This is a genomic window from Sphingomonas canadensis, assembly GCF_026013525.1.
GTDB classification, from domain to species: Bacteria; Pseudomonadota; Alphaproteobacteria; order Sphingomonadales; family Sphingomonadaceae; genus Sphingomonas; species Sphingomonas canadensis.
The window spans coordinates 25,776-51,509 of sequence record NZ_JAPDRA010000017.1 but is presented as its reverse complement, the minus strand read 5'-3'; the positions used below and the strand labels follow the sequence as shown (position 1 = coordinate 51,509).

24 protein-coding genes are annotated in these 25,734 nt (G+C 70.2%); 17 read left to right on the top strand and 7 right to left on the bottom strand.

What is annotated here, in order from left to right; translation table 11 throughout:
* The 4 genes from hutU to hutI all read right to left on the bottom strand — a co-directional run.
* The coding region (gene hutU / locus OM513_RS20525) for a urocanate hydratase (RefSeq protein WP_264946650.1) at positions 1–1,268 on the bottom strand (1,268 nt) is incomplete at its 3' end.
* Between the two features lie 4 nt (positions 1,269–1,272).
* Complete coding sequence (gene hutG, locus OM513_RS20520) at positions 1,273–2,064, bottom strand: N-formylglutamate deformylase (RefSeq protein ID WP_264946649.1); 792 nt, start codon at positions 2,062–2,064, stop codon at positions 1,273–1,275.
* Positions 2,061–3,569 carry a histidine ammonia-lyase gene (hutH, locus tag OM513_RS20515; RefSeq protein ID WP_264946648.1) on the bottom strand — a complete coding sequence of 503 codons (1,509 nt, stop codon included), beginning with the start codon at positions 3,567–3,569 and terminating at the stop codon, positions 2,061–2,063. Before hutH ends, hutG begins: the two co-directional genes overlap by 4 nt.
* On the bottom strand, positions 3,566–4,762 hold the full coding sequence (gene hutI / locus OM513_RS20510; RefSeq protein WP_264946647.1) for an imidazolonepropionase: 1,197 nt from the start codon (positions 4,760–4,762) through the stop codon (positions 3,566–3,568). Before hutI ends, hutH begins: the two co-directional genes overlap by 4 nt.
* Before the next feature lie 49 nt (positions 4,763–4,811).
* Between hutI and OM513_RS20505 the strand changes: the two genes are divergently transcribed.
* The 3 genes from OM513_RS20505 to OM513_RS20495 all read left to right on the top strand — a co-directional run bounded on the left by OM513_RS20505 (position 4,812) and on the right by OM513_RS20495 (position 7,949).
* Complete coding sequence (locus tag OM513_RS20505; protein WP_264946646.1) at positions 4,812–6,152, top strand: formimidoylglutamate deiminase; 1,341 nt, start codon at positions 4,812–4,814, stop codon at positions 6,150–6,152.
* On the top strand, positions 6,149–6,841 hold the full coding sequence (locus OM513_RS20500) for a UTRA domain-containing protein (protein WP_264946645.1): 693 nt from the start codon (positions 6,149–6,151) through the stop codon (positions 6,839–6,841). Before OM513_RS20505 ends, OM513_RS20500 begins: the two co-directional genes overlap by 4 nt.
* Before the next feature lie 265 nt (positions 6,842–7,106).
* The gene (locus OM513_RS20495; protein ID WP_264946644.1) at positions 7,107–7,949 is read left to right on the top strand and encodes a right-handed parallel beta-helix repeat-containing protein; all 843 of its coding nucleotides are present in this window, start codon (positions 7,107–7,109) and stop codon (positions 7,947–7,949) included.
* Between the two features lie 327 nt (positions 7,950–8,276).
* On the opposite strand, the gene OM513_RS20490 is transcribed toward OM513_RS20495, so the two are convergent.
* Entirely contained in the window at positions 8,277–8,423 is a 147-nt protein-coding gene (locus tag OM513_RS20490) for a hypothetical protein (RefSeq protein WP_264946643.1), read from the bottom strand.
* A gap of 136 nt (positions 8,424–8,559) precedes the next feature.
* On the bottom strand, positions 8,560–10,476 hold the full coding sequence (locus OM513_RS20485; RefSeq protein ID WP_264946642.1) for an asparagine synthetase B family protein: 1,917 nt from the start codon (positions 10,474–10,476) through the stop codon (positions 8,560–8,562).
* 61 nt (positions 10,477–10,537) lie between these two features.
* On the opposite strand from OM513_RS20485, the gene OM513_RS20480 reads away from it, so the two are divergent.
* Positions 10,538–11,560 (top strand): hypothetical protein, encoded by a 1,023-nt coding sequence (locus OM513_RS20480; RefSeq protein ID WP_264946641.1) that lies wholly within the window; start codon positions 10,538–10,540, stop codon positions 11,558–11,560.
* Between the two features lie 13 nt (positions 11,561–11,573).
* On the opposite strand, the gene OM513_RS20475 is transcribed toward OM513_RS20480, so the two are convergent.
* Positions 11,574–11,858, bottom strand: coding sequence for a PqqD family protein (locus tag OM513_RS20475; RefSeq protein ID WP_264946640.1), 285 nt, complete (start codon positions 11,856–11,858; stop codon positions 11,574–11,576).
* Positions 11,859–11,990: 132 nt separating this feature from the next.
* On the opposite strand from OM513_RS20475, the gene OM513_RS20470 reads away from it, so the two are divergent.
* The 13 genes from OM513_RS20470 to OM513_RS20410 all read left to right on the top strand — a co-directional run bounded on the left by OM513_RS20470 (position 11,991) and on the right by OM513_RS20410 (position 25,632).
* Positions 11,991–12,356: a TrbC/VirB2 family protein gene (locus OM513_RS20470; protein ID WP_406701378.1), complete on the top strand. Its 366-nt coding sequence runs from the start codon at positions 11,991–11,993 to the stop codon at positions 12,354–12,356.
* A 1-nt stretch (position 12,357) separates the two neighbouring features.
* Positions 12,358–12,642, top strand: coding sequence for a type IV secretion system protein VirB3 (locus tag OM513_RS20465; RefSeq protein ID WP_264946639.1), 285 nt, complete (start codon positions 12,358–12,360; stop codon positions 12,640–12,642).
* On the top strand, positions 12,621–14,993 hold the full coding sequence (locus tag OM513_RS20460; RefSeq protein WP_264946638.1) for a VirB4 family type IV secretion/conjugal transfer ATPase: 2,373 nt from the start codon (positions 12,621–12,623) through the stop codon (positions 14,991–14,993). The genes OM513_RS20465 and OM513_RS20460 overlap by 22 nt, the downstream gene beginning before the upstream one ends.
* Positions 14,990–16,243 carry a type IV secretion system protein gene (locus OM513_RS20455; protein WP_264946637.1) on the top strand — a complete coding sequence of 418 codons (1,254 nt, stop codon included), beginning with the start codon at positions 14,990–14,992 and terminating at the stop codon, positions 16,241–16,243. Before OM513_RS20460 ends, OM513_RS20455 begins: the two co-directional genes overlap by 4 nt.
* The gene (locus OM513_RS20450) at positions 16,240–17,058 is read left to right on the top strand and encodes a virB8 family protein (RefSeq protein WP_264946636.1); all 819 of its coding nucleotides are present in this window, start codon (positions 16,240–16,242) and stop codon (positions 17,056–17,058) included. Before OM513_RS20455 ends, OM513_RS20450 begins: the two co-directional genes overlap by 4 nt.
* On the top strand, positions 17,055–17,765 hold the full coding sequence (locus OM513_RS20445) for a TrbG/VirB9 family P-type conjugative transfer protein (protein ID WP_264946635.1): 711 nt from the start codon (positions 17,055–17,057) through the stop codon (positions 17,763–17,765). Before OM513_RS20450 ends, OM513_RS20445 begins: the two co-directional genes overlap by 4 nt.
* Entirely contained in the window at positions 17,765–18,937 is a 1,173-nt protein-coding gene (locus OM513_RS20440) for a TrbI/VirB10 family protein (RefSeq protein ID WP_264946634.1), read from the top strand. Before OM513_RS20445 ends, OM513_RS20440 begins: the two co-directional genes overlap by 1 nt.
* The gene (gene virB11 / locus OM513_RS20435) at positions 18,934–19,929 is read left to right on the top strand and encodes a P-type DNA transfer ATPase VirB11 (protein ID WP_264946633.1); all 996 of its coding nucleotides are present in this window, start codon (positions 18,934–18,936) and stop codon (positions 19,927–19,929) included. Before OM513_RS20440 ends, virB11 begins: the two co-directional genes overlap by 4 nt.
* A 75-nt stretch (positions 19,930–20,004) precedes the next feature.
* Positions 20,005–21,501 carry a L,D-transpeptidase family protein gene (locus OM513_RS20430; RefSeq protein WP_264946632.1) on the top strand — a complete coding sequence of 499 codons (1,497 nt, stop codon included), beginning with the start codon at positions 20,005–20,007 and terminating at the stop codon, positions 21,499–21,501.
* 27 nt (positions 21,502–21,528) lie between these two features.
* Positions 21,529–21,837: a hypothetical protein gene (locus tag OM513_RS20425; RefSeq protein ID WP_264946631.1), complete on the top strand. Its 309-nt coding sequence runs from the start codon at positions 21,529–21,531 to the stop codon at positions 21,835–21,837.
* A gap of 285 nt (positions 21,838–22,122) precedes the next feature.
* Positions 22,123–23,226, top strand: a complete 1,104-nt coding sequence (locus OM513_RS20420; RefSeq protein WP_264946630.1) for a diacylglycerol/lipid kinase family protein — start codon at positions 22,123–22,125, stop codon at positions 23,224–23,226.
* Between the two features lie 15 nt (positions 23,227–23,241).
* Entirely contained in the window at positions 23,242–24,105 is an 864-nt protein-coding gene (locus OM513_RS20415) for a hypothetical protein (protein ID WP_264946629.1), read from the top strand.
* Positions 24,106–25,632, top strand: a complete 1,527-nt coding sequence (locus OM513_RS20410) for a lipopolysaccharide biosynthesis protein (RefSeq protein ID WP_264946628.1) — start codon at positions 24,106–24,108, stop codon at positions 25,630–25,632.
* Positions 25,633–25,734: the final 102 nt, after the last annotated feature.

Sequence of the window (25,734 nt, the reverse complement as noted above, 5' to 3'; positions counted from 1 at the left end):
ATCTCGTTGAACGCCAGCCCCAGCCGGTGCCGGTCCCCCAGCCCGACCCAGCAGATGCGCGCGGGCAGGCCCTGGAAGTGGATGCGCTCGCGCGCCATGTCGAGCCAGTTGTGGAGGTGGCGGTCGTCGGGCAGCAGCTCCTTCACCTTGGCGTCGGTCTTCCAGATGTCCTCCGGATTGCCCGACAGCGCCGCCCAGCGGAACGGGCCGATGCCGCGGCAGAACAGCGGGCGGATATAGGCGGGGACGAAGCCGGGGAAGGCAAAGGCGTCCGCCACGCCCGCGTCCTTCGCCACCTGGCGGATGTTGTTGCCATAGTCGAAGGTGGGGATGCCCATGCGGTGGAACGCCAGCATCGCCTCCACCTGCACGCCCATGGACTTGCGCGCGGCGGCCTCCACCTCGTGCGGCGCGCTCTCGCGCCTGGCGAACCACTGCTCCAGCGTCCAGCCGAGCGGGAGGTATCCGTTGATTGGATCATGGGCGGAGGTCTGGTCGGTCACCGCATCGGGCCGCACGCCGCGGCGGACCAGCTCCGGAAACACCTCGGCCGCGTTGCCCAGCAGGCCTACCGATACCGGCTTGTCCGAGGTGCGAATGATCTCAAGCGCTTCGTCGATGCTCCTCGCTTCGCGATCGAGGTATCCGGTTTCCAGCCGCATCGCGATGCGGCTCGGCTGGCATTCGACGGCCAGGCAGGATGCGCCCGCCATCGTCGCCGCCAGCGGCTGCGCGCCGCCCATGCCGCCCAGCCCGCCGGTGAGGATCCACCTGCCCGAAAGATCGCCGCCATAATGGCGCCGGCCCATCTCGACGAAGGTCTCGTAGGTGCCCTGAACGATGCCCTGGCTGCCGATGTAGATCCACGATCCGGCCGTCATCTGGCCGTACATCATCAGCCCCTTGCGATCGAGCTCGTGGAAATGATCCCAGTCCGCCCATTTGGGGACCAGGTTGGAATTGGCGATCAGCACGCGCGGGGCATCGGCATGGGTGCGGAACACGCCCACCGGCTTGCCCGACTGGACGAGCAGCGTCTGATCCTCCTCCAGCCGCCGCAGCGCCGCGACGATCCGGTCGAAGCTCTCCCAGTCGCGCGCCGCGCGGCCGATGCCGCCGTACACCACCAGGCTCTGCGGATTTTCGGCAACTTCGGCGTCGACATTGTTCATCAGCATGCGCAGCGGCGCCTCCGCCAGCCAGCTCTTTGCGCTGATCTCCGGGCCGGTGGGCGCCTTGATCCGGCGGGTGTTGTCGATGCGGGTCATGGGCTTACCTCAGGGCGAATTCGATTGCGGCGGCAAGGACATAGCGGAGCGCCATGCGGCACGGCTCGGCGCGCTCCTCATTCCATGCGGGCGGCCAGGCGGCCGGCGCCACCTCGTCCAGATAGGCGCGCATCGCCAGCTCCATCTGGATCGCATGCACCCCCTCCCCCGGCTGCCCGTAATGGCGGGTGATCCAACCGCCCTTGAAGCGGCCGTTGAGGATCGTGCTGCCCCCTGCGGTGCAGATGCGCTCCACCGCGCGCTCCAGCGCGGGATCGCACGAAGCGCCTGAATTGGTGCCGATATTGAACAGCGGCAGATCGCCGTCGAACAGCCGCGGCGCGCGGCTGCGGATCGAATGGGCGTCATAGAGCACCACCTGCCCATGCCCCTCGCGCAGCCGGGCGATCTCGCCGCGGATGGTGGCGTGATAGGGATCGAACCAGTCGCGCCGCCGCCGCGCGATCTCCTGCGCGTCCGGCTCACGCCCCTCGCGATAGAGCGGGATGCCGTCGAAAGTCTCGGTAGGGCACAGCCCCGTGGTGGTCATCCCCGGATAGAGCGACTGGCCGGAAGGATCGCGGTTCACGTCGATCACGGTGCGCGAGATGGTGGTGCGGACGATCGTGGCGCCGAGCGATCCGGCGAAGGCATAGAGATGATCGACGTAGAGGTCCGCGTCATAGCGGGCGATCGGCAGCGAGACGAGGTTGCCGGCGATATCTTCCGGTATCTCGGTTCCGGCGTGCGGGATGCTGACGATCAGCGGCGCATCGCCGCGCTCCACCCGGATCATCGCGCGACCCCCGGCAATGCCAGCCCCTGGGTCAGCGGCCCGCGCACCAGCGCGGTGGCCTCCGCCATGTCCGGCGCGAAATAGCGGTCGTCCTCCAGATGCGGTACCCTCCCCCGCAACAGCGCGCGCGCGGCCTCCAGCGGCTCGCTGGAGGCGAGCGGCGCGTGGAAATCGCATCCCTGCGCCGCCGCAAGATACTCGATCCCGAGCACGTTCGCGAGATTGTCCGCCATCGCCAGCAGCCGCCGCGCGCCATGCCCGGCCATGGAGACATGATCCTCCTGATTGGCCGATGTGGGGATCGAATCGACGCTGGCCGGATAGGCGCGCTGCTTGTTCTCGGAAACCAGCGCGGCGGCGGTCACCTGGGGGATCATGAAGCCGGAATTCAGCCCCGGCCGCGGCGTCAGGAACGCGGGCAGGCCGGAGAGCGCGGGATCGACCAGCATCGCCACGCGCCGCTCCGCCAGGCTGCCGGTCTCGCAGATCGCCAGCGCGATCGTGTCGGCGGCGAAGGCCACCGGCTCGGCGTGGAAATTGCCGCCCGACAGCGCCTCGCCGGTCTCCGCGAAGATCAGCGGGTTGTCGGTCACGCCATTCGCCTCGATCTCCAGCGTGGCGGCGGCGTTGCGCAGCAGGTCCAGGCACGCGCCCATCACCTGCGGCTGGCAGCGCAGGCAATAGGGGTCCTGCACGCGCTCGTCGTCGATCGCATGGCTCGCGCGGATGGCGGAGCCGGCCATCAGCCCGCGCAGCGCTTCCGCCACCTCGATCTGGCCGCGATGGCCGCGCAGCGCATGGATACGCGGATCGAACGGCGTGTCGCTGCCCTTCGCCGCCTCGGTGGACAGCGCACCCGTGACCAGCGCGGCACGGAACAGCCGTTCCGCCTCGAACAGCCCGGCGAGCGCATAGGCGGTGGAGAATTGCGTGCCGTTGAGCAGCGCCAGCCCCTCCTTGGCGCCCAGCGTCACCGGCGCGATCACCTCGGCCGCCGGGCGGCGCTCGCCCTCCACGATCACCTCGCCCACGCCCAGCATCGCCGCCGCCATATGGGCGAGCGGGGCAAGGTCGCCGCTGGCCCCCACCGATCCCTGGCACGGGATCACCGGCATCACGTCGCGCGCCAGCATCTCCTCCAGCAGCGCCACGGTGGCGGGCCGCACGCCCGATGCGCCCTGCGCCAGGCTGGCAAGCTTCAGCGCCAGCATCAGCCGCACGACCGGCACCGGCATCGGATCGCCCACGCCCGCGGCATGGCTGAGCACGATGTTGCGCTGGAGCGTCTCAAGGTCCGCGTCGCCGATCTTGACGCTGGCGAGCTTCCCGAACCCGGTGTTGATGCCATAGGCCGGATCGTGCCGCGCGACGATGGCCTCCACCGCGGCGGCGCTGGCCGCGACGGCGGGCATGCAGGCGGGATCGAGCGACGCACGCGCGCCCTGATGGATCGCGCGCCAATCGGCCAGCGCGGCCTTGCCGGGATAAAGGACTAGCTTGGTCATATGCCTCTGAACACGCGCGCGTGGAGCGGATTGGCGCCGATGCGATAGGCCAGCTCCGCCGGAGCCTCGACATCCCAGATCGCCAGGTTGCACAGCTTGCCCGGCTCGATCGTGCCGATCAGATGCCCCAGCCCCAGCGCCCGCGCGGCGTTGCGGGTGACGCCCAGCAGGCATTCGTCCACGGTGAGGCGGAACAGCGTCGCGCCCATGTTCACCGCCAGCAGGATGGAAGCCATGGGCGACGTGCCCGGATTGCAGTCGCTCGCCACCGCGATCGGCACGCCGGCGTCGCGCAGCGCCTGCACCGGCGGTAGCTTCGTCTCGCGGGTGAAATAGAAGGCGCCGGGCAGCAACACCGCCACGGTGCCCGCCGCCGCCATCGCCGCCACGCCTTCGGCGTCCAGATGCTCCAGATGGTCCGCCGACAGCGCCCCGTGCCGCGCGGCCAGCGCCGCGCCGTGCATGTTGGAAAGCTGCTCGGCGTGCATGCGGACGCCCAGCCCATGTTCGCGCGCCGCCGCGAAGATGCGGTCCACCTGTGCCAAGGTGAAGCCGATGCCTTCGCAATAGGCGTCCACGGCATGCGCCTCGCGGCGCGCGGCGGGGATGATCGCCTGGCAGATCAGATCGACATAGCCCTCCGGATCGTCGCGATATTCCGGCGGCACAGCATGCGCGGCGAGCAGCGTGCGCACGGTCATCACCCCGCGCCCGGCCCAGCCGAGCAGGTGCGCGGCGCGCAGCATCTTGATCTCGTCGGCCAAGGTCAGGCCATAGCCGGACTTGATCTCGACAGTGGTAACGCCCTCGCCGGTCAACTGGTCGAGCCGGGGCAGTGCGGAGGCCACCAGTTCCTCCACCGTCGCCGCGCGCGTGGCTTCCACGGTGGAGAGGATGCCGCCGCCCGCCCGCGCGATCTCCTCATAGCTGGCGCCCGCCAGCCGCAGCTCGAACTCGCGCGCGCGGTTTCCAGCGTGGACCAGATGGGTGTGGCAGTCGATCAGCCCCGGCGTGATCCAGCGGCCCAGGCAATCGATGATCTCGGCCGCGTCCGGGGCGTCCTGCGCCGGCCCGGCATAGACGATCGTATCGCCCGCCGCCGCCACCGCGCCGCGATCGACCGCGCCCAGCCCCTCCCCCGCCATCGTCGCGAGGCGGGCGTTGGTCCACAGCCGGTCCGCAGGAGTCGCCATGGACGATAGCTCTTGGCCATCGCCGCCAATATGTCTAGACATATTTGCGATGACCTTGTGGTTCGAACAGGCGCTGTTGCCCGGGGGCTGGGCGAGCAGGGTGCGGCTGAGCATCGCGAACGGGCGCATCTGCGGCATCGAGACCGGTGCGGATGCCCGCCCCGGCGACGAGCGCCATGCGATCGGCCTTCCCGGCCTGCCCAATCTGCACAGCCACGCCTTCCAGCGCGGCATGGCGGGGCTGGCCGAGGCGCGCGGGCCGGGCAGCGACGATTTCTGGAGCTGGCGCGAGCTGATGTACCGCTTCGTCGCGCGCATCGGCCCGGACGAGCTGGAGGCGATCGCGGCGCAGGCCTATGCCGAGATGCTGGAGGCCGGCTTCACCCGCGTCGGCGAGTTCCACTATCTCCACCACGCTCCCGGCGGCGGACGCTATGGCGATATCGCCGAGATGTCCGGCCGCATCGCCGCGGCGGCGCAGGCGGCGGGGATCGGGCTGACGCTGCTGCCGGTGTTCTACGCGCATTCCGGCTTCGGCGGGGCGCCGCCGGGCGAGGCGCAGGCGCGGTTCGTGACCAGCCCCGAGGTGTTCGGCGATCTGGTGGACCGTTCCCGCGCGAAGCTGGGCGACGGCGATCTGGCCGGCATCGCGCCGCACAGCCTGCGCGCGGCCACCCCGGACGAGCTGCGCGCGATCCTGCCGGTGGCGGACGGGCGTCCGGTGCATATCCACATCGCCGAACAGCTCCGCGAGGTGGAGGATTGCCTCGGCTGGAGCGGCCGCCGCCCCGTCGAGTGGCTGCTCGGCGAAATGCCGGTGGATCCGGACTGGTGCCTGGTCCACGCGACCCACATCACCCCGGGCGAGCGCGAGGCGCTGGCCGCCAGCGGCGCGGCGGCCGGGCTTTGCCCGGTCACGGAGGCGAACCTGGGCGACGGCATCTTCCCCGCGGCGGCATTCCTGGATGCGGGGGGCCGGATCGGCGTGGGTACCGATTCCAACGTGCGGATCGATGCGGCCGAGGAGCTGCGCCTGCTCGAATATGGCCAGCGCCTCACCGCCCGCGCGCGCAACGTGCTGGCGCAGGACGGCACCTCGACCGGGGGCCGCCTGTTCCGCGCCGCGCTGTCGGGCGGTGGCCAGGCGCTGGGTGCCCCCTCGGGCCTGGCGCCCGGCAACTGGGCCGATATCGTCTCGCTCGACGCCTCGGACCCCGCCCTCGCGGACCGGTCGGGCGATGCGCTGCTCGATAGCTGGATCTTCGCGGCGCGGCGCCCGGTGGATTGCGTGTGGCGGATGGGCGCGAAGCAGGTCTCCGGCGGCCGCCATCGTCACCGCGAAGCGATCGAGGCGCGCTTCCGCGCCGCGCTGGCCCGGCTGACCGCATGAGCATCGAGGCGCGCATCCGCGGCGAGATCGAGGCGCGCATCCGCTCGGGCGAATGGGCGCCGGGCATGCGCATCCCGTTCGAGCACGAGCTGGTCGCCACCTATGGCTGCGCCCGGGCGACCGCCAACAAGGCGCTGAGCCGCCTTGCGCGCGAGGGGCTGATCGAACGCCGGCGCCGTGCCGGATCGTTCGTCGCACGGCCCCAGATCCGCTCGGCGGTGGTGGGCGTCCCCGATATCGCGCTGCTGGTCGAGCGGCGCGGCGAGCACTATCGCTGGGAACCCATGCTGCGCACCATCGTGCAGCATACGGCCGATCCCGAGGTGCAGCATCCGGGCGGCCCATGGTTGCACATGGAGGGGCTTCACCACGCATCCGGCGCACCCTTTGCCTGGGAGGAACGCTGGATCGACCTTGGCACCGTGCCCGAGGCGGCAGCCGTCCCCTTCGCCGCCGAGCCGCCGGGGAGCTGGCTGCTCGCCAACGTGCCCTGGACCGACGCGCGGCACCGCATCAGCGCGATCGCTGCGCCCGCGGCGGTGGCGCGGCTGCTCGACCGGCCCGCCGGAGCGCCCTGTCTCCAGGTAGAGCGCTGGACGTGGCGGCAGGGCACACCCGTCACCTTCGTGCGCCAGCGCTTCCCCGGAGACCGCTTCAATTTGGTGGAAGATTTCGCGCCCGCGCCCTGAAAAAATCGGGGCCGCGCGTCCACCGGCAGTGACCAGGATCAGCAACAGTCTGTAACGGGTGAGAAATTAATCTGGCGCCGCTGCCTTGAGCTTGACCACCGCTGCTGTAGTATCCGCCCCCGATTGGCCACCGGATTGCCAACAGGAGGATTGCATGATTCGGCACGCTACCCGACTTCTCTTCGCGAGCGCATTCGTTCTGGGTGGAACGGCGCTGCTTCCGTCCGAAGCTTCCGCGCAGGCTTCGCGCACCTGGATCTCCGGCGTGGGCGACGACGCAAACCCCTGCAGCCGCACCGCCCCGTGCAAGACCTTCGCGGGCGCGATCTCCAAGACCGCGGCCGGCGGCGAGATCAACTGCCTCGATTCTGGCGGCTTCGGCTCCGTGACCATCACCAAGTCGATCACGCTCCTCTGCCAAGGCGTGATCGGCGGTATCCTGGCATCGGGCACCAACGGCATCAACGTCAACGCCGCCTCCACCGACGTCGTCGTGATCAAGGGCCTGGATATCGAGGGCTTCGGCACCGGCCTCTACGGCATTCGCGTGATCAGCGCGGGCTCGGTGCATGTCTATGACACCATCATCAGCGATTTCCGCGCCTCGACCAGCGGCGGGATCTTGGTGGCGCCTACCGCAGCGGTGGAGCTCTTCGTCAACAACGTCCGCATCAACAACTCGGGCGTCGCCGGCACCGGCAGCGGCATCGAGCTTGCGCCGGGCGCGGGCGGATCGGTCCGCGCGGTGATCACCAACTCGGTGATCGCGGACAACGTCAACAATGGCATCCGCCTCAACACCGCCAACGGCCCCGTCAGCGCGGTTATCGAGAACACGGACATCTCCGGCAACGTCAGCGGCCTGGTGGTGCTCTCGCTCAGCAACGCGGGAAGCGCGACGCTGACCCGCAGCTCGGTCAGCGGCAATACCACCGGCGTTCTCGCCGCGGGCGGCGCCGGCGTGGTGCGCCTGGGCGACAACACGATCTCGGCGAACACCACCGGCGTCAGCGCGGTCGCGGGCGCGAGCGCGATCAGCTTCGGCACGAACCGTCTGGCCGGCAACACCACCAACGGCGCGTTCACGTCGACGACGCCGCAGCAGTAACCGGAACGGCGGCCCGGCCCCGCGCCGCGCCGCCCTTTCGAGGCCATGGCCTGAAATAGGAGGAAGCCCGGTCCCCCAGGAGGGGGCCGGGCTTCTTCTTTGCCGCCACGGCGTTCCAGGGCGGCTGGCACTACCGCAGATCCGAAATCGCCGCATGCGCGAGCGGATGCCGCGATGGTTCCGTGCGCCCCGATCGACGGGCGTGCCGGAATTCCCCTCCGGCTTTTCTGAACCGGCACCGATTGTCCCGCCCATCCGGACGGCACAAAAAAAGAGGCACGCCGAAGCGTGCCCCCTCACGATCGATCCGCGGTTACGCGGTTCGGATCAGCTAATGCCGATGATGCCGTCGTCACCCGACGCGCCGACCGCCTCGGCCTCGCCAGCCGCTACGCGGCGAACCTCAGGGCGCACCCATTCGCGCGCCTCGGCCTGTTCCACAACCGGCGTTGCTTCCATGCTCGACAGGTTCATCGAATCTCCCCTTCCCTGGGATCAAAATATCTCAGTTCGGCGCTGTTATTATCGCGCGGGCGTCCCAGGTGCAAGGCCGGATCGTTACCGCACCGGCCCTTGCCGGGCGCCCGGCGCGTGCGTAAGCGCGTGTCGCTCAGGCGTTGCTGCGCGATGCGCGGCGCAGAAAATGGCCGCACGCCGCACCCCGGGCGAGCGCGAACCGGTAGCGTGCAATCACCTCCGGCCGCTGCCACGCGCCCTCCGGCCAGGCGTCCACCATTGTCTCGATTTGGTCCAGGTCCAGGCTGCGCCACGCGCTCGGCACCTCGTGCAACCGGGCCGCCTCTTCCTTCAGCGCGTCCCGGGCCGCGTCCATCCCGCGATACCAGTCCGCCGCCTGCACGCCATGCATCGTGCCACCCGCCACCTCCGGCGCCAGCCGGTCCGCAAAGGCCCGCCGCGCCAGCGCGCGCGGCCGCCCGTCCTCCAGGAACAGCGCGGGCGGCAGCGACAGGCAGAACTCGATCAGGCGCCGGTCGGCGGTCGGATCGCGCACGTCGATGCCCCATCCCCCCGCCGCCGCCATGTGATGATTGCCCGGATCGAAGCGCCGCAGGTGCCACAGCCGCGCCGACACCGCGTCGGCATGCGGGCGGAAGCGCAGCTCCAGCTCGCGCTCGCTGCGCAGCATCTCCGCCATGCTGCCCCGCGCCAGCACCGAATAGACGGCCGGATCGCGCGCCGCGCCGCCGCGCAGCCGGGTGAGCAAACGCCACGCCGGACGGGGTATCCACGGCCCCAGAGCCGTGGCGGCCACCCCGCCCCAGCGCATCCGCCCGGCATGCACCAGCCCGCGCCCCGCCCGTGCCAGGCGCAGCAGCGCGCCCTGCCGCAGCAGCTCGGGCAGCAGCTCGATCCCGTCATAGCTGATCGATATGTTGCCCATCTCGCCGGTCAGCAGGATGCGCAGCCCGCGCCGCGCGATCTCATCATTGATCGCGTTCCACCAGCGCTGGTTGAACGGGTTGAGCACCGGACGCTGGAGCAACGGATAGTCGCGGTCCCAATCCTCCGATACCGGCCGCGCATCGGTCTTCACGAGCAGGTGGGTGATGTTCGGATGCATCGCCGCGGTGGCGGCGGCGAGCGGCCCTTCGTCTGTGATCCGGCCCGGCGCCGCGGGCGGCGGCTCTCCGGGAACGGCGGTGAAGGCGAACAACCTGCTCCCCGGCGCCAGCAGCCGCGCCGCCGTCGCCGCCACCGCCGAACTGTCCATCCCCGCGCTCAAATGCGCCGCGACGCCGCCCCCGGCACCCCGCAGCCGCGCGGCAACCGCCCGCCCGAAATGCTCGCGCAGCCCCTCGCAGGCCTCATCCGCGCCGATCCGCAGCCGTTCGGGCCGGGGCTCCCAGTGGCGATGGGTCGCCACCGATCCCGGCGCGATCGCGACCCAGTGCCCCGGCTCCACCCGGCTGATCCCGGCGAAGAAGCTGCGCGGCCCGCGTTCGGGCAGCAGCGCCAGGAATTCGGCGGTCCGCACCTCGTCCGGGGCATAGGGCACCTCGGCCAGCGCATGCAGCCCCCCCGGCATCGAGGCGAAGGCCAGGAAGTCTGGGCCGACGTGATAGTGCAGCGGCTTCGTCCCGATGCCGTCGCGCGCCAGCAGCATACGCCGCTCGCGCGCATCCCACAGCGCGAAGGCATAGTCGCCGGACAGCCGGTCGAACACCTCCTCCTGCCAGCGCTCCCAGGCGCGCATCAGCAGCATCGCGTCGGTCAGCGTGCGCGCCTGATCCGCGGCGATGCCGATCGCTCCCGCCAGCGCCTCGCGATCGTCGAGCCGGATGTCGGACACGAGCGCGAACCTGCCGTCTCCGCCGCTGACGGGGCCGCGATCATATCCATCTTCCGGCAACGTAGCGAAGAGTCCGCGGCCGATCGCCGCTACGCCCAGATCGGCGCAGGCATCGCCATCGGGGGCGAAGCGGCGCTGCGCGGCGAGCATCCGGGCGCAATCCGCCGCGGCGCCGGGCCTGCCGTCGAAGTTCCATCGTCCCGCCAGGACGGTCATCAGCGCTTCATCCTTCCGGCCCAAGGCCCTGATAGCAAAGGCGCGGGCGGGCACAACGCCGATGTTCCCGCCCGCCGGGGCTTTGCGCCGCGCCGCGCGGCGGCTAGAGCAGTCCGAGCGCAATCCGCACCGGCTGGGAGTTCCGAAGCTGACCGCTGTCCCACCCGAACCCTATCCCGCAAGCCGTTGCTACCGGCTGTTCGGCCTGGTGCTGCGCTCCTGGATCGCGCTGCCCGAGCTGATCGAAGTGCCGGATCAGGCCGCGGACGTCACCATCCGCCGCGGCCACGTCTCCCCGGCACCGATCGGGCCGCGCACCGGCGGGCTGCGCATGGATGGCGATGCGGCTGTCCTGGAGGGGACGGGCGTGCGCTACCGCGTGGAGCGCGGCGATACGATCACCGTCGATGCCGATCCGGAGATGCCGCTGCGCGACGTGCGGCTCTATCTGCTCGGATCGGCGATGGGGGCGCTGCTCCACCAGCGCGGCATCCTGCCGGTTCATGCCAATGCGATCGTGATGGGTGAGCGCGCGATCGCCTTCGCCGGACGGTCCGGGGCGGGCAAATCGACGCTTGCGGCGGCCTTGCACGATGCCGGCCACGCGCTGCTCTCCGACGATGTCTGTGCGGTTACCGCGGCGCCGGACGGCGGATTTCTGGCGCAGCCCGGGATCGCGCGCATCCGGCTGTGGCGCGACGCGGTGGAACGCAGCGGGCGCACCACCGACGCGCTCGAAATCGCGTATGAGGGCGCCGACAAGTTCGTGGTGCCGCTGGAGCGCGAGCGGGCCACCCGCGCCTATCCGCTCGCCGCGGTCTTCTTCCTGTCAGAGCCCGAGGCCGACGAGGCTGCATCCGGTATCCGCCCGCTCCCCCCGCGCGAGGCGGCGGAGCGGCTGATCGCCAACACCTATCGCGGCGCCTTCGTGCCGATGGTGGGCGACCAGCATCGCTATTTCGCGACCTGCCTGGCGCTGGCGCGCAGCGTGCCGATGTTCACGCTGGGCCGATCCTGGGACGCTGCGCGTATCGGCGAGACCGTCGCGCTGGTCGAGGGCCATCTGGCGCGCGAGACCGCATAGGCGCGGCGGCGGATCAGGAAAGCCGGACGATCCCGTCGCCCGCCAGATCGTCGAGCAGCGCCCGCACCTCCGCCTCGCAGGTCGCCGCATCGACGGAGAATTCGCGCGTCAGCACGGCGCAGATTTCCGCCAGCGTGCGCGGGCGTTCGATGATTTGCCACACCCGCGTCGCGGTGGGGTTGAAGCCATAGCAGGTGCCGTTGGCGATATTCAGCCCCATCAGCTCACCGCCGACCTCGGCCTCGATCAGCCCTTCGCAGCGGGTGACGATGAGGCGGTTCGCATCAATCTGTGCCATGCGCGCGTTCCCAGCACAGCGCGGCGCGGCGTTCAACCGGCGATTTCGGCGCCTTTGCCGTGCCGGGGCGCGACATCGCGCGGCCCCTGTCCTATTGGCATTCCCGGCGCGGGCGCGCAGTATCTCGCGGGTTTGCGAATCAAGAAAATGAAGGCCGGGGACTGGATGGGCATCGGAACGGGGTACAAGCGGCTTTTGGCGTCGATGGGCGCGTTGTGGGCCATGCTGTCGGCGAATGTCGCCGCGGCGCAGGATTCGCTTGCGGACCCCCAGGGCTCAGGCGTGATCGTGGCCGCGGTGCGCTGGCTGGAAGGTACGCTGCTCGGCACCATCGCCACGGTGGTTGCGGTGATCGCGGTGGCCGCGGTCGGCTTCATGATGCTCACCGGCCGGATCAACTGGCGCTATGGCGCCACGGTGATCCTGGGCTGCTTCATCCTGTTCGGGGCCGCCAGCATCGTGGCGGGCATCCAGAACACGGCAGCGATGGGCCAGTGAGATGCAGGGGCTTGAGCGCGACCAGCTATTCGTGGCGCTCACGCGGCCCCAGATGTTCGCGGGCGTCACCTACAGCTATTTCATCGTCAACGCGGTGATCGCGACCGAGCTGTTCCTGATCTTCAAATCGATCTGGGTGCTGCTGGCCGCGGTGGTGATCCACCTGGCCGGCGTAGTGCTCTGCGTGCGCGAGCCGCGCTTCTTCGACCTGTGGCTGACGCGGATGGGCCGTTGTCCGCGCGTGCGCAATCATTCGATCTGGCGATGCAACTCATACCGCCCCTGAGCGACAATCCGAAGGCCGCGGCGCGCGAGGTTCCGGCAGGCAAGCACCTGCCCTATGCCCGGCACGTCGACGATCACACGATCGCGACGCGCGACGGCCTGTTGATGCAGGTGATCCACCTGCGCGGCCTGTTGTTCGAAACCGCGGACAGTGACGAGATCAACTATCGCAAGCGGCTGCGCGATGCGATGCTGCAGGCAATCGGATCGTCGCGCTTCGCCATCTATCACCATATCGTCCGCCGCCGCGTGGATGCGGAGATCGCGGCCGAATATCCCGACGCCTTCTCGCGCGATCTGGACGCGAGCTGGCGCGCCCGGCTGGCGGGCAAGCAACTCTACATCAACGAGCTGTTCCTCACGATCGTGCGCCGCCCGATGCAGGGCCGGATCGGCATGATCGATCGCGTGCGCGAATGGCTGGGCAAGTCCGGCACGCCGCCGGAAACCCAGTCCGCCTATGAGGTGCGCCAGCTCGACGTTGCGCGCGATGCGGTGCTCGCCGCGCTGGCGAGCTACGGCCCGCGTCTCCTGGGCGTCTACCAGACCGAGCAGGGGCCGTGCTCGGAGCCGCTCGAATTCCTCTCCGCGCTGTACAATGGCGAGGTCCGGCCGGTGCTGCTGCCGATGCAGGATCTGGGGATGTACCTGCCCTATCGCCGCGTCAGCTTCGGCCAGGAGGCGGTGGAGCTGGCGCCGACGGGCACCGCCGGGCGCAGCTTCCTGGGGCTCATCTCGATCAAGGACTATCCGGGCCAGACCACGCCCGGCATGCTCGACGAGCTGCTGCGCCTGCCGTTCGAGATCACCGTGTCGCAGAGCTTCGCCTTCGTCGAGCGCCAGGCCGCGCTGTCGAAGATGAACCTGGCGCTGCGCCGGATGAAATCGGCCGAGGACGAGGCGGTCAGCCTGCGCGCGGACCTGTCGAACGCCAAGGACGAGGTGGCGGCCGGCCGCGCCGGCTTCGGCGAGCATCACATGACGATCGCCGTGCGCGGCGAAACGCTGGAGCGCGTGGACGAGGGCGTGGCCGAGGTCCAGGCCGCGCTGGCGGACCTGGGCATCATCGCGGTGCGCGAGGAGATCGCGCTGGAACCCGCCTTCTGGGCGCAGTTCCCGGCCAATTTCAAATATATCGCCCGGCGCGGGCTGATCTCCACCGGCAATTTCGCCGGGCTGGCGAGCGGCCACAACTTCCCGCTGGGCGAAGCGAGCGGCAATCACTGGGGCGAGGCGGTCAGCCTGCTGGAGACGACCGCGGCCGGCCCCTATTATTTCAACTTCCACCAGGGCGATCTGGGCAACTTCACCGTCATCGGCCCGTCGGGATCGGGCAAGACGGTGGTGCTCAACTTCCTGCTCGCCCAGGCGCGCAAGTTCCGCCCGCGCATCATCTTCTTCGACAAGGATCGCGGCGCGGAGCTGTTCATCCGTGCGATCGGCGGGCGCTACGACCAGCTTCGGCCGGGCGTCGCCTCCGGGCTCAATCCGCTCCAGCTTCCGGACAATCCGGTCAACCGCCAGTTCCTGATCGACTGGGTCGCGCTGCTGGCGGGCGGCGCGGACATCGACGAGGCGGCGCGGATCAAGGACGCGATCGACGCCAATTACGAACAGCCGGTGGCGCACCGCCGGCTGCGCCACCTGGCCGAGCTGTTCCGCGGCGGCCACCGCCCGCACGGCGCCGACCTGTGGGCGCGGCTGCGGCCCTGGTGGGGCGACGGCGAGCATGCCTGGCTGTTCGACAACGAAACCGACATGACCGATCTCGCCGCCGAGGCGGTGGGATTCGACATGACCTCGATCCTCGACGATCCGGCGCTGCGCACCCCGGCGATGATGTACCTGTTCCATCGCGTCGAGGAACGGCTGGACGGATCGGCCGCGATCATCGTGGTGGACGAAGGCTGGAAGGCGCTCGACGACGATGTGTTCGTCCGGCGGATCAAGGATTGGGAAAAGACGATCCGGAAACGCAACGGCATCGTCGGCTTCGCTACCCAGAGCGCGCAGGACGCGCTGGAAAGCCGCATCGCCAGCGCGATCATCGAGCAGGCCGCGACCCAGATATTCATGGCCAATCCAAAGGCGCGCGCCGCCGATTACATCGACGGCTTCGGCCTGACGCCGCACGAATATGACCTGATCCGCACCCTGCCCGACAACGCCCATTGCTTCCTTATCAAGCATGGCGCGGACAGCGTGGTCGCCCGGCTGAACCTGACCGGTGAGCGCGACCTGCTGACCATCCTCTCGGGCCGCGAGCGCACGGTGCGCCTGCTCGACGAGATCCGCGCCGTCAGCGGCGACGATCCCGCCGACTGGATCCCGCGCCTGCTGGAGGTGGCATGAGCTATTGCCGCCCGCTCTATTACGGCGATGGCTTCCTGAAGGGCGTCCTCGACTTCATCGACTGCCAGGCGCAGAACATGGGGACGCAGGGCTATCAGGCGCTCGCGGCCCCGGGATCGACGCTGTCGCTGATGCTCACCGGGCTGCTGACGCTGTTCGTCGCCTTCTATGGCTATCGCATGCTGATGGGGCAGACGCCGGTGCTGCGCGACGGGGTGATGGCGCTGGCCAAGATCGGCATCGTGCTGGCGCTGGCCTCGAGCTGGCCGGCCTATCGCGCGCTCGTATACGATGTGGCGATGCTGGCGCCGGCACAGGTGACCGAAGAGGTGGGCAGGCCCGCCGGGATTCCGGGCGCGGGCGGCGGGCTGGTGCTGCGGCTGCAACAGGTTGATGCGGCGCTGCTGGCGCTGGCGCGGCGCGGCGTCGGATCGGTGGAGGAGCAGGAGCGATCGGCCGCAAGCCAGGCCGTCAGCGGCCGCCAGCAGACGGTGGTGCAATCCGCCAAGCCGGTGGACAGCAGCTTCGATCCCTGGGCGATCGGCGGGTCGCGCGTCACCTTCCTGGCGGCGACAATCTCGGCGCTCGCGGCGGTGCGGCTCGTCGCCGGATTCCTGCTGGCACTCGGGCCGTTCTTCATCGCCTTCCTGCTGTTCGATGCGACGCGGGGACTGTTTGAGGGCTGGGTGCGCGCGCTGGCCGGCACCGCGATCGGCGCGGTGGCGGTCACGCTGATCCTGGGCGCGGAGCTGGCGCTGCTCGAACCCTGGCTCAATTCGATGCTCGCCCGCCGCGCGGTCAACCTGGGTATCCCGGGGGCGCCGGTCGAGCTGCTGGTGGTGACCAGCGTGTTCGGGCTGGCGATGCTCGCGGCGCTCGTCGCCAGCGCGCGCGTGGCGATGGGTTTTCAGCTTCCGGCGATCGTGCGCGCCGTGCCCGAACGGATCGGCGCCGCGCTGCGCGGGGACAGCCCCCAGCTCCAGCAGCGGCTGGCGATGGCCGGGCCGCAGGTGCCCTCCGAACAGCGCAGCCGCGCGGCCGCCATCGCCGAGGCGGTGGCCGCCAGCCACCGGCGCGAGACGACGGCAAGCGGCGGCGGCGGCATCGGCCTCGGGGCGGCGCGCGCCGCCTCTCAGGCCCCTGCCCGCGACATTCCCGCCCCGGCCCCTGTGCCGCTGGGGCAAAGCTATGGCCGCCGGGCACGGACGCGCGTATCGGGTAGCGCCGGGAAACGGGATCGACGTTCATGAAGATGAAGGCGCGCGAGGAGCTCGACGCTTATTATGGTCAGGCCGAAGGCTGGGGCTCCGATCAGCGCGACGCGCTGGCGGGATCGCGCCGCACGGCCTGGATCGTGGCGTCCGTCGCGTCGGCGATCGCACTGCTGGAGGCGATCGCGCTGTGGCAGCTCATCCCGCTCAAGACGGTCGAGCCCTATACGCTGCTGGTCGACAAGCAGACCGGCTATGTCCAGGCGCTCAAGCCGCTGGAGGGCAACGCCGTCACGCCCGATGCGGCGCTGACGCAGAGCTTCCTCGTGCAATATGTGATCGCGCGCGAAAGCTTCGACATCGACGCGCTCCAGTCGAACTATCGCAAGGTCGCGCTCTGGTCCGAGGGGCAGGCGCGCACCGAATATGTCGGCGGGATGCAGGCGACCAATCCCGACAGTTTCCTCGCCCGCCTGCCGCGCAGCACGATCGTGGAGACGCGGGTCAAGAGCATCTCGCCGATGGGCAAGGACAGCGCGATGGTGCGGTTCGAGACCCAGCGGCGCGACGCCGGCGGCCAGGTGGCACCGGCCCAGCCCTGGGTCGCGGTGATCCGCTATCGCTATTCGGGCGAGCCGATGCGGCTGGAAGACCGGATGATCAACCCGCTCGGCTTCCAGGTGCAGCGCTACCAGCGCAACGCAGAGGCGCTGGTCCCGCCCGATCCCGCCGCCGGCCCGGCCCCGGCCACGCCCGCCTCTTCGCCCGCGCCGCAGGCGGGCACGCCGCAACCGGCCGCGCCGCAGCAGCAACCGGGGCAACAGGCGCCCGCCGGGGTGCAGATAACGCTGTGAGGCTGCTCGCCGCCCTGATCGCGCTCGCCGCGCCGCTGCCCGCCGCCGCGCAGGTCGTGCCTCAGCCGGGGCCGGGCGACCCGCGCGTGCAGAGCGTGGAATATAACCCGGAACAGGTGGTGCTGCTGCGCGCGGCGACCGGCTATCAGGTCACGATCGAGCTGGCCCCCGACGAGCGGATCGAGAGCATCGCCGTGGGCGACGCCGGATCGTGGCAGGCCACGCCAAACAAGCGCGGCGACCATGTGTTCGTGAAGCCGCTGCAATCGGGCATCACCACCAACATGGTGGTCGTCACCGATACGCGCACCTACGCCTTTGAGCTAGCGCCGCTGTTCGGCCCGCAACCGGACATGGCGTTCACGCTGCGCTTCCGCTACCCCGGCACCGCCCAAGCGCCCGCGGAGGGAGCCGCCACGGCGGAGGCCGCCCCGCGAGGCCGCTATCGCGTCACCGGAGACGCGGCGATCCGCCCGAGCGGGATCGATGACGATGGCGCCAAGACCTATATCGAATGGCCCGCCGATGCGACGCTGCCCGCCGTCTATTCGGTGGACGGCAAGGGCAAGGAGGCGCTGGTCAACGGCATGATGCGCGACGGGATCCTGGTGATCGACAGCGTGGTGCCAAGGCTGGTGTTCCGGCTGGACAAGCAGGTGGCGCGCGCCACCCGCGTCGCGCCGGGCAAGGGCAGGAAGCGCGACTGATGGCCGCCACGACACCCCCGGGCGATCCCCGCGCGGCCGCCGCTTCCGGCGGTTCAGGCGGCAACGGCAACGCGCCCGCCGCCGGAGCCTCGGCGAGCGCGCTCCCCGTGGTCGCGCGCGCCGCTCGCGGCCCTTCGATGGCGATCGCGATCGTGGTGCTGATCGTGTTCGGCATCGCGCTGTTCCTCGTGCTCGACGCGCGCAGGCGCTCGGGCAGCGCCCCTGCGGTGCGCGCGGGCGGCAGCGATCGCGCCGCCCTGCCCGGCTCGGCCGCGCCGCCGTCGCTGTTCATCCCGCCCGATCCGGCGCCGCCCCCGGTGGTTCAGCAGGCCCCGGCCGAGGCGCCCGTCCAGCTTCCGCCCCCTCCCGCGCCGCAGCCGCAGATCGTCTATGTGCCCCAGCCGGCCCCGCCCCCGGCCCCGTCTGCCCCGGTAGAGATCGGCGCGGCGCGCGCCGCTTCCGATCCGGCGCTGGTCTATGACAGTTCCGCCGCGGAGCAGGCCGCGGGGGGCGCCGCCTCCGGTGGCGAAGGCTCCGGCTCGGGCGGCGGCACCGCTGCCGGCCAGTCCAACGGCGTCCAGTCGGTCGCAGGCGCGCGCGCGCGCGCGGGCGTTCTCGCCAACCGCAGCAACACGGTGGCGCAGGGAACGCTGATCCCCGCCGTGCTGGAAACCGGCATCGATTCGACGCGCCCGGGCCTGGCCCGCGCAATGGTGACGCGCGACGTGCGGGGCTTTGACGGCAAACGCATCCTGATCCCGCGCGGCAGCCGCCTGATCGGCGAATATGCCTCCCAGAACCAGCTCGGCCAGAAGCGCGCGCTGGTGAACTGGGTGCGGCTGATCCGTCCGGACGGGGTGACGATCGCGATCGGATCGCCCGCGGGCGATCCGCTGGGCCGCGGCGGCGTGCGCGCGAAGGTGGACAGCCACTTCTTCGAACGCTTCACCGGGGCGATCCTGCAGTCGGCGCTCGACGTGGGCGTCAACCTGGCCTCGCGCTCGTCCAACTCGCCGGTCGTCGTCGCCCTGCCCGGCGCGGTGCAGAATTCCACCGCGCCGCTGGTGCAGCAGCAGCAGATCCAGCCCACGCTGAAGGTCGCGCCGGGCGTAAGCATCACCATCTTCGTCGCCCGCGATCTCGATTTTTCGGGCGCGGAGGGCCGTAGATGAGCAGCGCGGCCGAGGCCGGCGGCCGCGTCTATCTCCATGCCTATCTCGCTCCGCTCAATGCGATGCTGGAGCGCGACGACGTGACCGACATCTACGTCAACCGCCCCGGCGAGGTGTGGCTGGAAACGGTGGGCGGCAAGGTCGAGCGCCACGAGGTTCCGGGCCTCGACGAGCCGACGCTGGCGCGGCTGGCGCGGCAGATCGCGGCGCTGACCCATCAGGGCATCAGCCGCGAACACCCGCTGCTCTCCGCCACCCTGCCCGATGGCGCGCGCGTCCAGATGATCGCGCCGCCCGCCACGCGCGGCGGCATGGCGCTGGCGATCCGCAAGCATGTGATGCCGGATCTGACGCTGGACGATTATGTCTCCAACGGCGCGTTCGAGGCGACCCGGCGCAGCAACGCGCCCGGCCGCTCGAAGGTGGACGAGGCGCTTGCCGCGCTGCTGGCGGACGGCGACATCGCCGGTATGCTCTCGGCCGCGGTGCGGGCGCGCAAGAACATTCTCGTTTCCGGTGGAACCTCAACGGGAAAAACCACGTTCCTCAATGCGTTGATACGCGAAATTCCGGCGGAGGAGCGGCTGATCGTCATCGAGGACACGCCCGAGGTGCATCTGCGCCACGCCAATTCGCTCGGCCTGCTGGCGGCGCGCAGCGAACTGGGCGAGGCGCGCGTGACCGCCAACGATCTGCTCGCCGCGTCGCTGCGCATGCGGCCGGACCGGATCATCCTGGGCGAGCTGCGCGGGCCGGAGGCCTATGCCTTCCTGCGCGCTGTGAACACCGGCCATCCGGGCTCCATGACCTCGGTCCACGCCGACAGCGCCGAACGCGCGATCGAACAGATCGTGCTGCTGGTGCTGCAGGCCGGCACCCAGCTTGGCCGCGAGGATGTGCGCCATTATGTCGGCAGCACGGTAGACGTTTTCGTCCAGCTCGTGCGATCGGGCGGAAAGCGGCGCGTGGCGGAGGTGATCCTCTCGCACTAGGCGCTGGATGCGTGACGACGAGACGTGTATGTCATGCGATGAATTGAGTAGGCAGATTCGGGTTCGGGGATCGAGATGGACCATGTGACGGAGCGCCCGCTGAGCGGGAAGTGGACGCGGACGGTTTCGGTGCTGGCCATCGGCACGCTGTTGTCGGTGCCGGGCATCGCGCAACAGGTCCAGCCGCAGCCTTCCCCCACGGCCACGGGTGCCGCGGCGCCCGCCGCCGGGGCCAAGCAGGCCGCAGTCCTCCCGGTGCTGAGCCCGGAACAGCGCGAAGCGCTGCCGACCATGCTGATGGAGGCGCGCTTCGCCCATGGCCTGGTGGCGGAGGCCGGCGGCGGCACGCCGATCCCGTCGGACAATGACGGGCTGGTCCGCGCCGCGCTCGATTTCGCCAAGGCGGTGCATTCCGGCCGCCTGGCGCCGGAGGATTTCCAGTCGGACTGGGGCCTGCGCCCCGCCGCCTATGATCCGCTGCCGGGCTTCGCCGATGCGGTGAAGCAGGACAGGCTGGCGCAGTGGATCGAGCGGCTGCCCCCGCCCTATTCCGGCTATGACGGGCTCAAGGCCGGCCTCGACACCTATCGCCGCATCGCCGCCGCGGGCGGATGGCAGGCGCTGGCCGCCGGGCCGGATCTCGGGCCGGGCGCCACCGGCGCGGCGGTCTCCGCGCTGCGCAAGCGCCTGGCGATCGAGGACCCGGAGGTGGTGCCGACCGGCGATCAGTTCGACGCGGAGCTTCAGGCCGCCGTCCAGCGCGCCCAGCGCCGCTATGGCCTGAACCCCACCGGCACGGTCTCCACCCAGACGCGCGCCGCGCTCAACGTGAAGGTCGCCGATCGCGTCCACCAGATCATGGCGAACATGGAGCGCTGGCGCTGGCTGCCGCAGGAAATGCCGGTGAACCGCATCCAGGTGAACATCGCCTCGGCCCAGCTCGCGGTGTTCGAGGGCGATCAGCCGGTCGCGTCGATGAAGGCGGTTACCGGCGCCCCGGGCGGCCGCGAGACGCCGATGCTGTCGTCGCGCATCCATTCGATCGTGCTCAATCCGCCGTGGAACGTGCCCGCCGGCATCGCCGCCAAGGAACTGTTCCCGAAGGGGTCGGCCTATCTCGCCGCCAACGGCTTCAAGGTGATCGGCGAGGGAGCGAACCGCCGCCTGCAGCAGCAGGCGGGGCCGCGCAGCGCGCTGGGCCGCTACAAGTTCGATTTCGATAACCCCTTCGCGGTCTATCTGCACGACACGCCGAGCCAGTCGACCTTCTCGCGGTTCGACCGGCTGGCCAGCCACGGTTGCGTCCGCCTGGAAAAGCCGGCGGCGCTGGCCCGGCTGCTGCTGCGCGACGATCCCGACTGGTCGCCGGACCGCATCCAGTCGACCGTGGACAGCGCCAAGACGGTGCGTGTCGCGCTGAAGCAGCAGGTTGCGGTATATCTGCTCTACTGGACCAGCTATGCGAGCGCGAGCGGCACCATGAGCTTCCGTTCCGATCCCTATGGCTGGGACAAGGTGCTCGCCGCCAAGGTGGAGAAGCGATCGGCCACGAAGACTCTGGCCGCGCGATAAGACGCTGTAAGATAAGGGAGAAGTGAAGTGAACCGATCGATTGCCCGCGGGATCGCCATGCTCGCCATCGGCTCTGCCGCGCTGGCGCTCGCTGCCTGCGGCGGCAAGCCGGAGGAGAGCAATGTCGAGACCAACCTCATCGTCAACGAAGAGGTGGTGAACGAAGTGGCCGAGAATGTCGTGGAGCCCGCTCCGGTGGTCCAGAACGTCGCCCGTGCGCCTGCTCCGCGCGGCGCCGAGTTCGGCAACACCACCTCGGAAACCATCGACGATGCCGAAGCCGTCGGCATGACCTCGCGCGTCGACCGCGGCGAAGGCGAGAAGCCCGCCCAGTAACCGGCCTGCCGGGGGGCGTGCGCGGGGGATATCCCGGCGCCGCCCTCCCGCCCCGCCCGCAACCGCCGGGCCATCGCCGCGTCCCGCGCGCGAACAGTCGGTTCATCGCAAAGCAGCATTTGCCGTTCCCAGCCGCTTGCTTCTGGGGCCGGGCGTATTATCTGTTACGTCCATGTTGCTCGACCGTAACCTTTTTGGGACATATTCGCGTCAGTCCGGCTGCACGATATGCCGGTCGCGCGGCTCGGACGGGCATCGTCTGCGCGCCGATGGGGCGCGGACGGCATGAACTTCCAGACGGGAACGCTGCTGGACCAGGCCGTCGGGCTCGATCGCCCCGCCCTGGCGGTGCTCACCAACCCCGCCTCGACCGGAAACCGTCAGGATCTCGATCGCGTGCGCGCCTTCTGCGCCGATCGCGACGATGTGTTCCATGTCGAGGTCGAACGTGCCGAGGATGTCGGCGACGCGCTGGCCCGCGTGCTGGCTTCGCGCCCGCATGTGCTGGTGGTGAACGGCGGCGACGGCACGGTCCAGTCGGTGCTCACCCGCCTGCTCGAAGCGGGCGAGACGGGCAGCTTCCCGCCGATCGCGGTGATGCCCAACGGCAAGACCAACCTGATCGCCAAGGATCTGAGCGCCACCGGCGATCCGGTGCGCGCGCTGGAACGGATGCTGACGCTGGCGCGCAGGGGCTGCGCCTCCAGCGTGGTCAGCCGCCAGCTCATCCGCCTCGATACCGGGGGCGAGCCGGTGCTGGGCATGTTCCTGGCCGCCGGCGCGCTGGAGGATGTGATCCTCTTCTGCCGCCACAAAATCTATCCGCTGGGGCTGCCCAACGGCGTCTCGCACACGCTGACGGTGATCGCCGGGCTGGTGTCCGTGTTCACGGGCCTTTCGGGCCGTTTCCTGCCGCCCAAGCCGACCGAGCTGAACGTCACCGTCGGCGATCACGCGCCGCTGAAGGGCAAGTTCCAGGTGCTGATGGTCACCACGCTGCGCCGGCTGGTGCTGTCGGGCACCGCTCCGCCGGAGCGCGAAGGCACGCTCCAGCTCCTGGCGGTCGAGCGCCGTTCATGGACGCTGATCGCGCTGGTCTTCGCCACGCTGATCGGCAAGCTGGGCAAGTGGAACCTGCGCGGCGTCCACCTGAAGATGGGTGCCGAGATCCGGATCGAGGACGAGCGGACCGGCGTGCTGATGGACGGCGAGCTGTTCGCCCCCACCCCGGGCAAGCCGATCGTGCTGACGCCCACGCGGCCGCTGCGCTTCCTGGATCTGGGCCAGGCCACCCGCGCGCTCGATCCCGTGCGCGACGATGCGCAGGCGGTTCAGATGCACGGGCCGCAACTGGCCACCGGCAACGCGCTGTTGTCCGAACCCCGCTGACAGTGACATAGGGCCATGCGCCCGCCCGAATCGCTCCTCGATCGCGTCCGCGCGGAACTCGCGCTGCCGGTCGATCCGCGCGTTTCGGCGATGGCGGCGGCGGTGGCGGCGGCGCATGGCGATGCCTCCCGTGCGGTGCTGTTCTATGGTTCGTGCCTGCGCCAGCAGCAGCTCGACGGGCTGATGCTCGATTTCTACCTGATCGTGTCGGACTATCGTGCCGCCTATCGCTCGCGCTGGCTGGCCTTCGCCAACCGCGCCGTGCCGCCCAACGTCTTCCCGTTCGAACATGACGGGCTGGCCGCCAAATATGCCGTTCTGAGCGAGGCCGATTTCCGCGCGCGGTGCGGGATGGAGGCGCGCGACGTATCGGTATGGGCGCGCTTCGCCCAGCCGACGCGGCTCGTATGGGCGCGCGACGCGGCCGCCCGCGACGCCGCCGAACACAGCGTGGCGCGTGCCGCCCCCACCCTGCTCGCCTGGTCGCGCCCGCTGGCCGCGCAGGATGCGTGGCGGGAGGGCTTCGCGCGCACCTATGGCTGCGAGCTGCGCGCCGAGCGCAAGGGCCGCGAAACCTCGATCGTAGACCTGGAGCCGGAGCGCTACCGCGAATTCGCCGCGCTGGCCGAGGTGCCGGAGGTATCGCCCGCCGATGCCGAGCGCGCCTGGCGCCGCTTCCGCCGCCGCGGCAAGCTGCTCAGCGTGGTTCGGCTGGCCAAGGCGACGACCACCTTCGCCGGCGGGGTCGATTACCTCGCGTGGAAGATCAATCGCCACGCCGGCACCGCCATCGTCGTGAAGCCCTGGCAACGGCGCTGGCCGATCCTGGGCGCGATGGTGCTGCTGCCCCGGCTGCTGCGCCAGGGCGCGATCCGCTGAATGAGCGGCCAGGCAGAGCCCCATCCCGAATCGGTGAGCCGCAGCGACGTCGCCCGCGGCGCCGGGCTGGCCGGTCTGTCGCGCCTCAGCGTCGGGATCGAGGCGATCGCCCAGCCGCTCTACATCTGGCTGTTCGGCCTCGCCAGCTACGGCATCTATGTCGTGCTGTGGGGGGCGGTGAACCTGCTCTCCAACCTGCTCGACCTGTGCCTGACCAGCGGCCTCCAGCGCGTCGTGCCGCTCCAGCGGGACGAGGAACGCGCCAACGCCGCGGTGAAGCTGGCGCTGATCGTGTCGATGAGCACCACCACCGCCGCCGCAGCGCTGATCGCGCTCAACGCGGAATGGATCGCCGGTTTCTTCGCCACCGCGCCGCAGGATCGCGAGGCGCTGCCGCGGATGATCGCGATCTTCGTCTGGACGCTGCCACTGTGGACCTTTGTGGAGATCGCCACCTCCGCCGCGCGCGCGCGCCGCGCCTTCGGGCCGGAGATCCGGCTGCGGCTGTTCTGGGAACAGGTTGCGCGCATCCTGTTCGCGCTCGGCGTGTTCGCGCTGGGGATGCGCAGCACCGGGCTGATCGTGGCGCACCTCGCCTCGCTCAGCATCACCGCGCTGCTCTCGGTCCGGCTGCTCACGCGCTATTATGACCCCCGGCTGCTGGTCCGCGCGCGGATCGAGCGCGATCTGGCGCGCAATCTGCTGATCTCGGGCGTCGGCCTGCTGCCGTCCGAGCTGGCGCGCCGGGCACTGGTGGACGCGCCGGCGATCCTGCTCAACCTGATGATCCCGGGCGCGCGCGGCGCCGACGCGGCGGGCCTGTTCGAGATCGGCCGCAAGCTGGCCACCGTGCCGCAGATCGTGCGCCAGGCCTTCCAATATGTCCTCGGCCCGCTGTCCTCTCACCAGGCGAGCGTGGACCGCAGCGTGATCGGCCTGCTCTACCGCTTCTCCAGCCGCGTCTCGACCGCGCTGGTGGTGCCGCTCGCCGGGCTGATGATCTTCTCCGCACGCGATCTGCTGAGCGTCTATCGCGAGGAGGCGATGGGGGCGCTGCCGATCCTGGTGATCCTTTCGGCCGCGCGCGCGGCGGATGCGATCGTCGGCCCTTCCACCGCGATCGTGGAGATGGTGGGCCATCGCGCGCTGCCCATGCTCAACACGCTGATCGCGATGCTGGTGTGGGTCGTGCTGGCGCTGATGCTGGTCCCGCAACATGGCGCGCTGGGCATGGCGATCGCGGTGGCGGCGGCGGTGCTGGCGACAAGCTGGGCCGCGATGGTGGAGCTGCGCATCAGCGACGGCGTGTCGCCCTTCGACCTCAAGCTGCTTCAGGGGCTGGCCGTGGCGATGGTGGGCCTTGCCGCGATGGCGGGGGCCGAATGGCTGCTGGGCGGCCCGGCCCGCTTCGCCGCGGTGGTGGCGCTGTGGCTGGTCACGACCTGGTTCACGCTGCGCTACGGCCTGTCGCGTGAGGACCGGCGCGGCCTGGGCGGCCTTTCAAAGGCGCTTCGCCTGCCCGTCTGACCGGTATCGCACGTGCGAAGTGTTGCCGCACTGCAACAATCATTGCGAAAAAGTCAGAATCGCCCCCCTTGCGCGCCGGTTCGCGGCCCGTGGCCCGTGCGA

Excerpts from the sequence above, each read along its gene's own strand:
- hutG (WP_264946649.1), bottom strand. The coding sequence starts at position 2,064 with ATGATCCGGGTGGAGCGCGGCGATGCGCCGCTGATCGTCAGCATCCCG.
- hutH (WP_264946648.1), bottom strand. The coding sequence starts at position 3,569 with ATGACCAAGCTAGTCCTTTATCCCGGCAAGGCCGCGCTGGCCGATTGG.
- hutI (WP_264946647.1), bottom strand. The coding sequence starts at position 4,762 with ATGGCGACTCCTGCGGACCGGCTGTGGACCAACGCCCGCCTCGCGACG.
- OM513_RS20505 (WP_264946646.1), top strand. The coding sequence starts at position 4,812 with ATGACCTTGTGGTTCGAACAGGCGCTGTTGCCCGGGGGCTGGGCGAGC.
- OM513_RS20500 (WP_264946645.1), top strand. The coding sequence starts at position 6,149 with ATGAGCATCGAGGCGCGCATCCGCGGCGAGATCGAGGCGCGCATCCGC.
- OM513_RS20490 (WP_264946643.1), bottom strand. The coding sequence starts at position 8,423 with ATGAACCTGTCGAGCATGGAAGCAACGCCGGTTGTGGAACAGGCCGAG.
- OM513_RS20485 (WP_264946642.1), bottom strand. The coding sequence starts at position 10,476 with ATGACCGTCCTGGCGGGACGATGGAACTTCGACGGCAGGCCCGGCGCC.
- OM513_RS20480 (WP_264946641.1), top strand. The coding sequence starts at position 10,538 with ATGTTCCCGCCCGCCGGGGCTTTGCGCCGCGCCGCGCGGCGGCTAGAG.
- OM513_RS20475 (WP_264946640.1), bottom strand. The coding sequence starts at position 11,858 with ATGGCACAGATTGATGCGAACCGCCTCATCGTCACCCGCTGCGAAGGG.
- OM513_RS20465 (WP_264946639.1), top strand. The coding sequence starts at position 12,358 with ATGCAGGGGCTTGAGCGCGACCAGCTATTCGTGGCGCTCACGCGGCCC.
- OM513_RS20460 (WP_264946638.1), top strand. The coding sequence starts at position 12,621 with ATGCAACTCATACCGCCCCTGAGCGACAATCCGAAGGCCGCGGCGCGC.
- OM513_RS20455 (WP_264946637.1), top strand. The coding sequence starts at position 14,990 with ATGAGCTATTGCCGCCCGCTCTATTACGGCGATGGCTTCCTGAAGGGC.
- OM513_RS20450 (WP_264946636.1), top strand. The coding sequence starts at position 16,240 with ATGAAGATGAAGGCGCGCGAGGAGCTCGACGCTTATTATGGTCAGGCC.
- OM513_RS20440 (WP_264946634.1), top strand. The coding sequence starts at position 17,765 with ATGGCCGCCACGACACCCCCGGGCGATCCCCGCGCGGCCGCCGCTTCC.
- virB11 (WP_264946633.1), top strand. The coding sequence starts at position 18,934 with ATGAGCAGCGCGGCCGAGGCCGGCGGCCGCGTCTATCTCCATGCCTAT.
- OM513_RS20430 (WP_264946632.1), top strand. The coding sequence starts at position 20,005 with ATGGACCATGTGACGGAGCGCCCGCTGAGCGGGAAGTGGACGCGGACG.
- OM513_RS20420 (WP_264946630.1), top strand. The coding sequence starts at position 22,123 with ATGAACTTCCAGACGGGAACGCTGCTGGACCAGGCCGTCGGGCTCGAT.
- OM513_RS20415 (WP_264946629.1), top strand. The coding sequence starts at position 23,242 with ATGCGCCCGCCCGAATCGCTCCTCGATCGCGTCCGCGCGGAACTCGCG.
- OM513_RS20410 (WP_264946628.1), top strand. The coding sequence starts at position 24,106 with ATGAGCGGCCAGGCAGAGCCCCATCCCGAATCGGTGAGCCGCAGCGAC.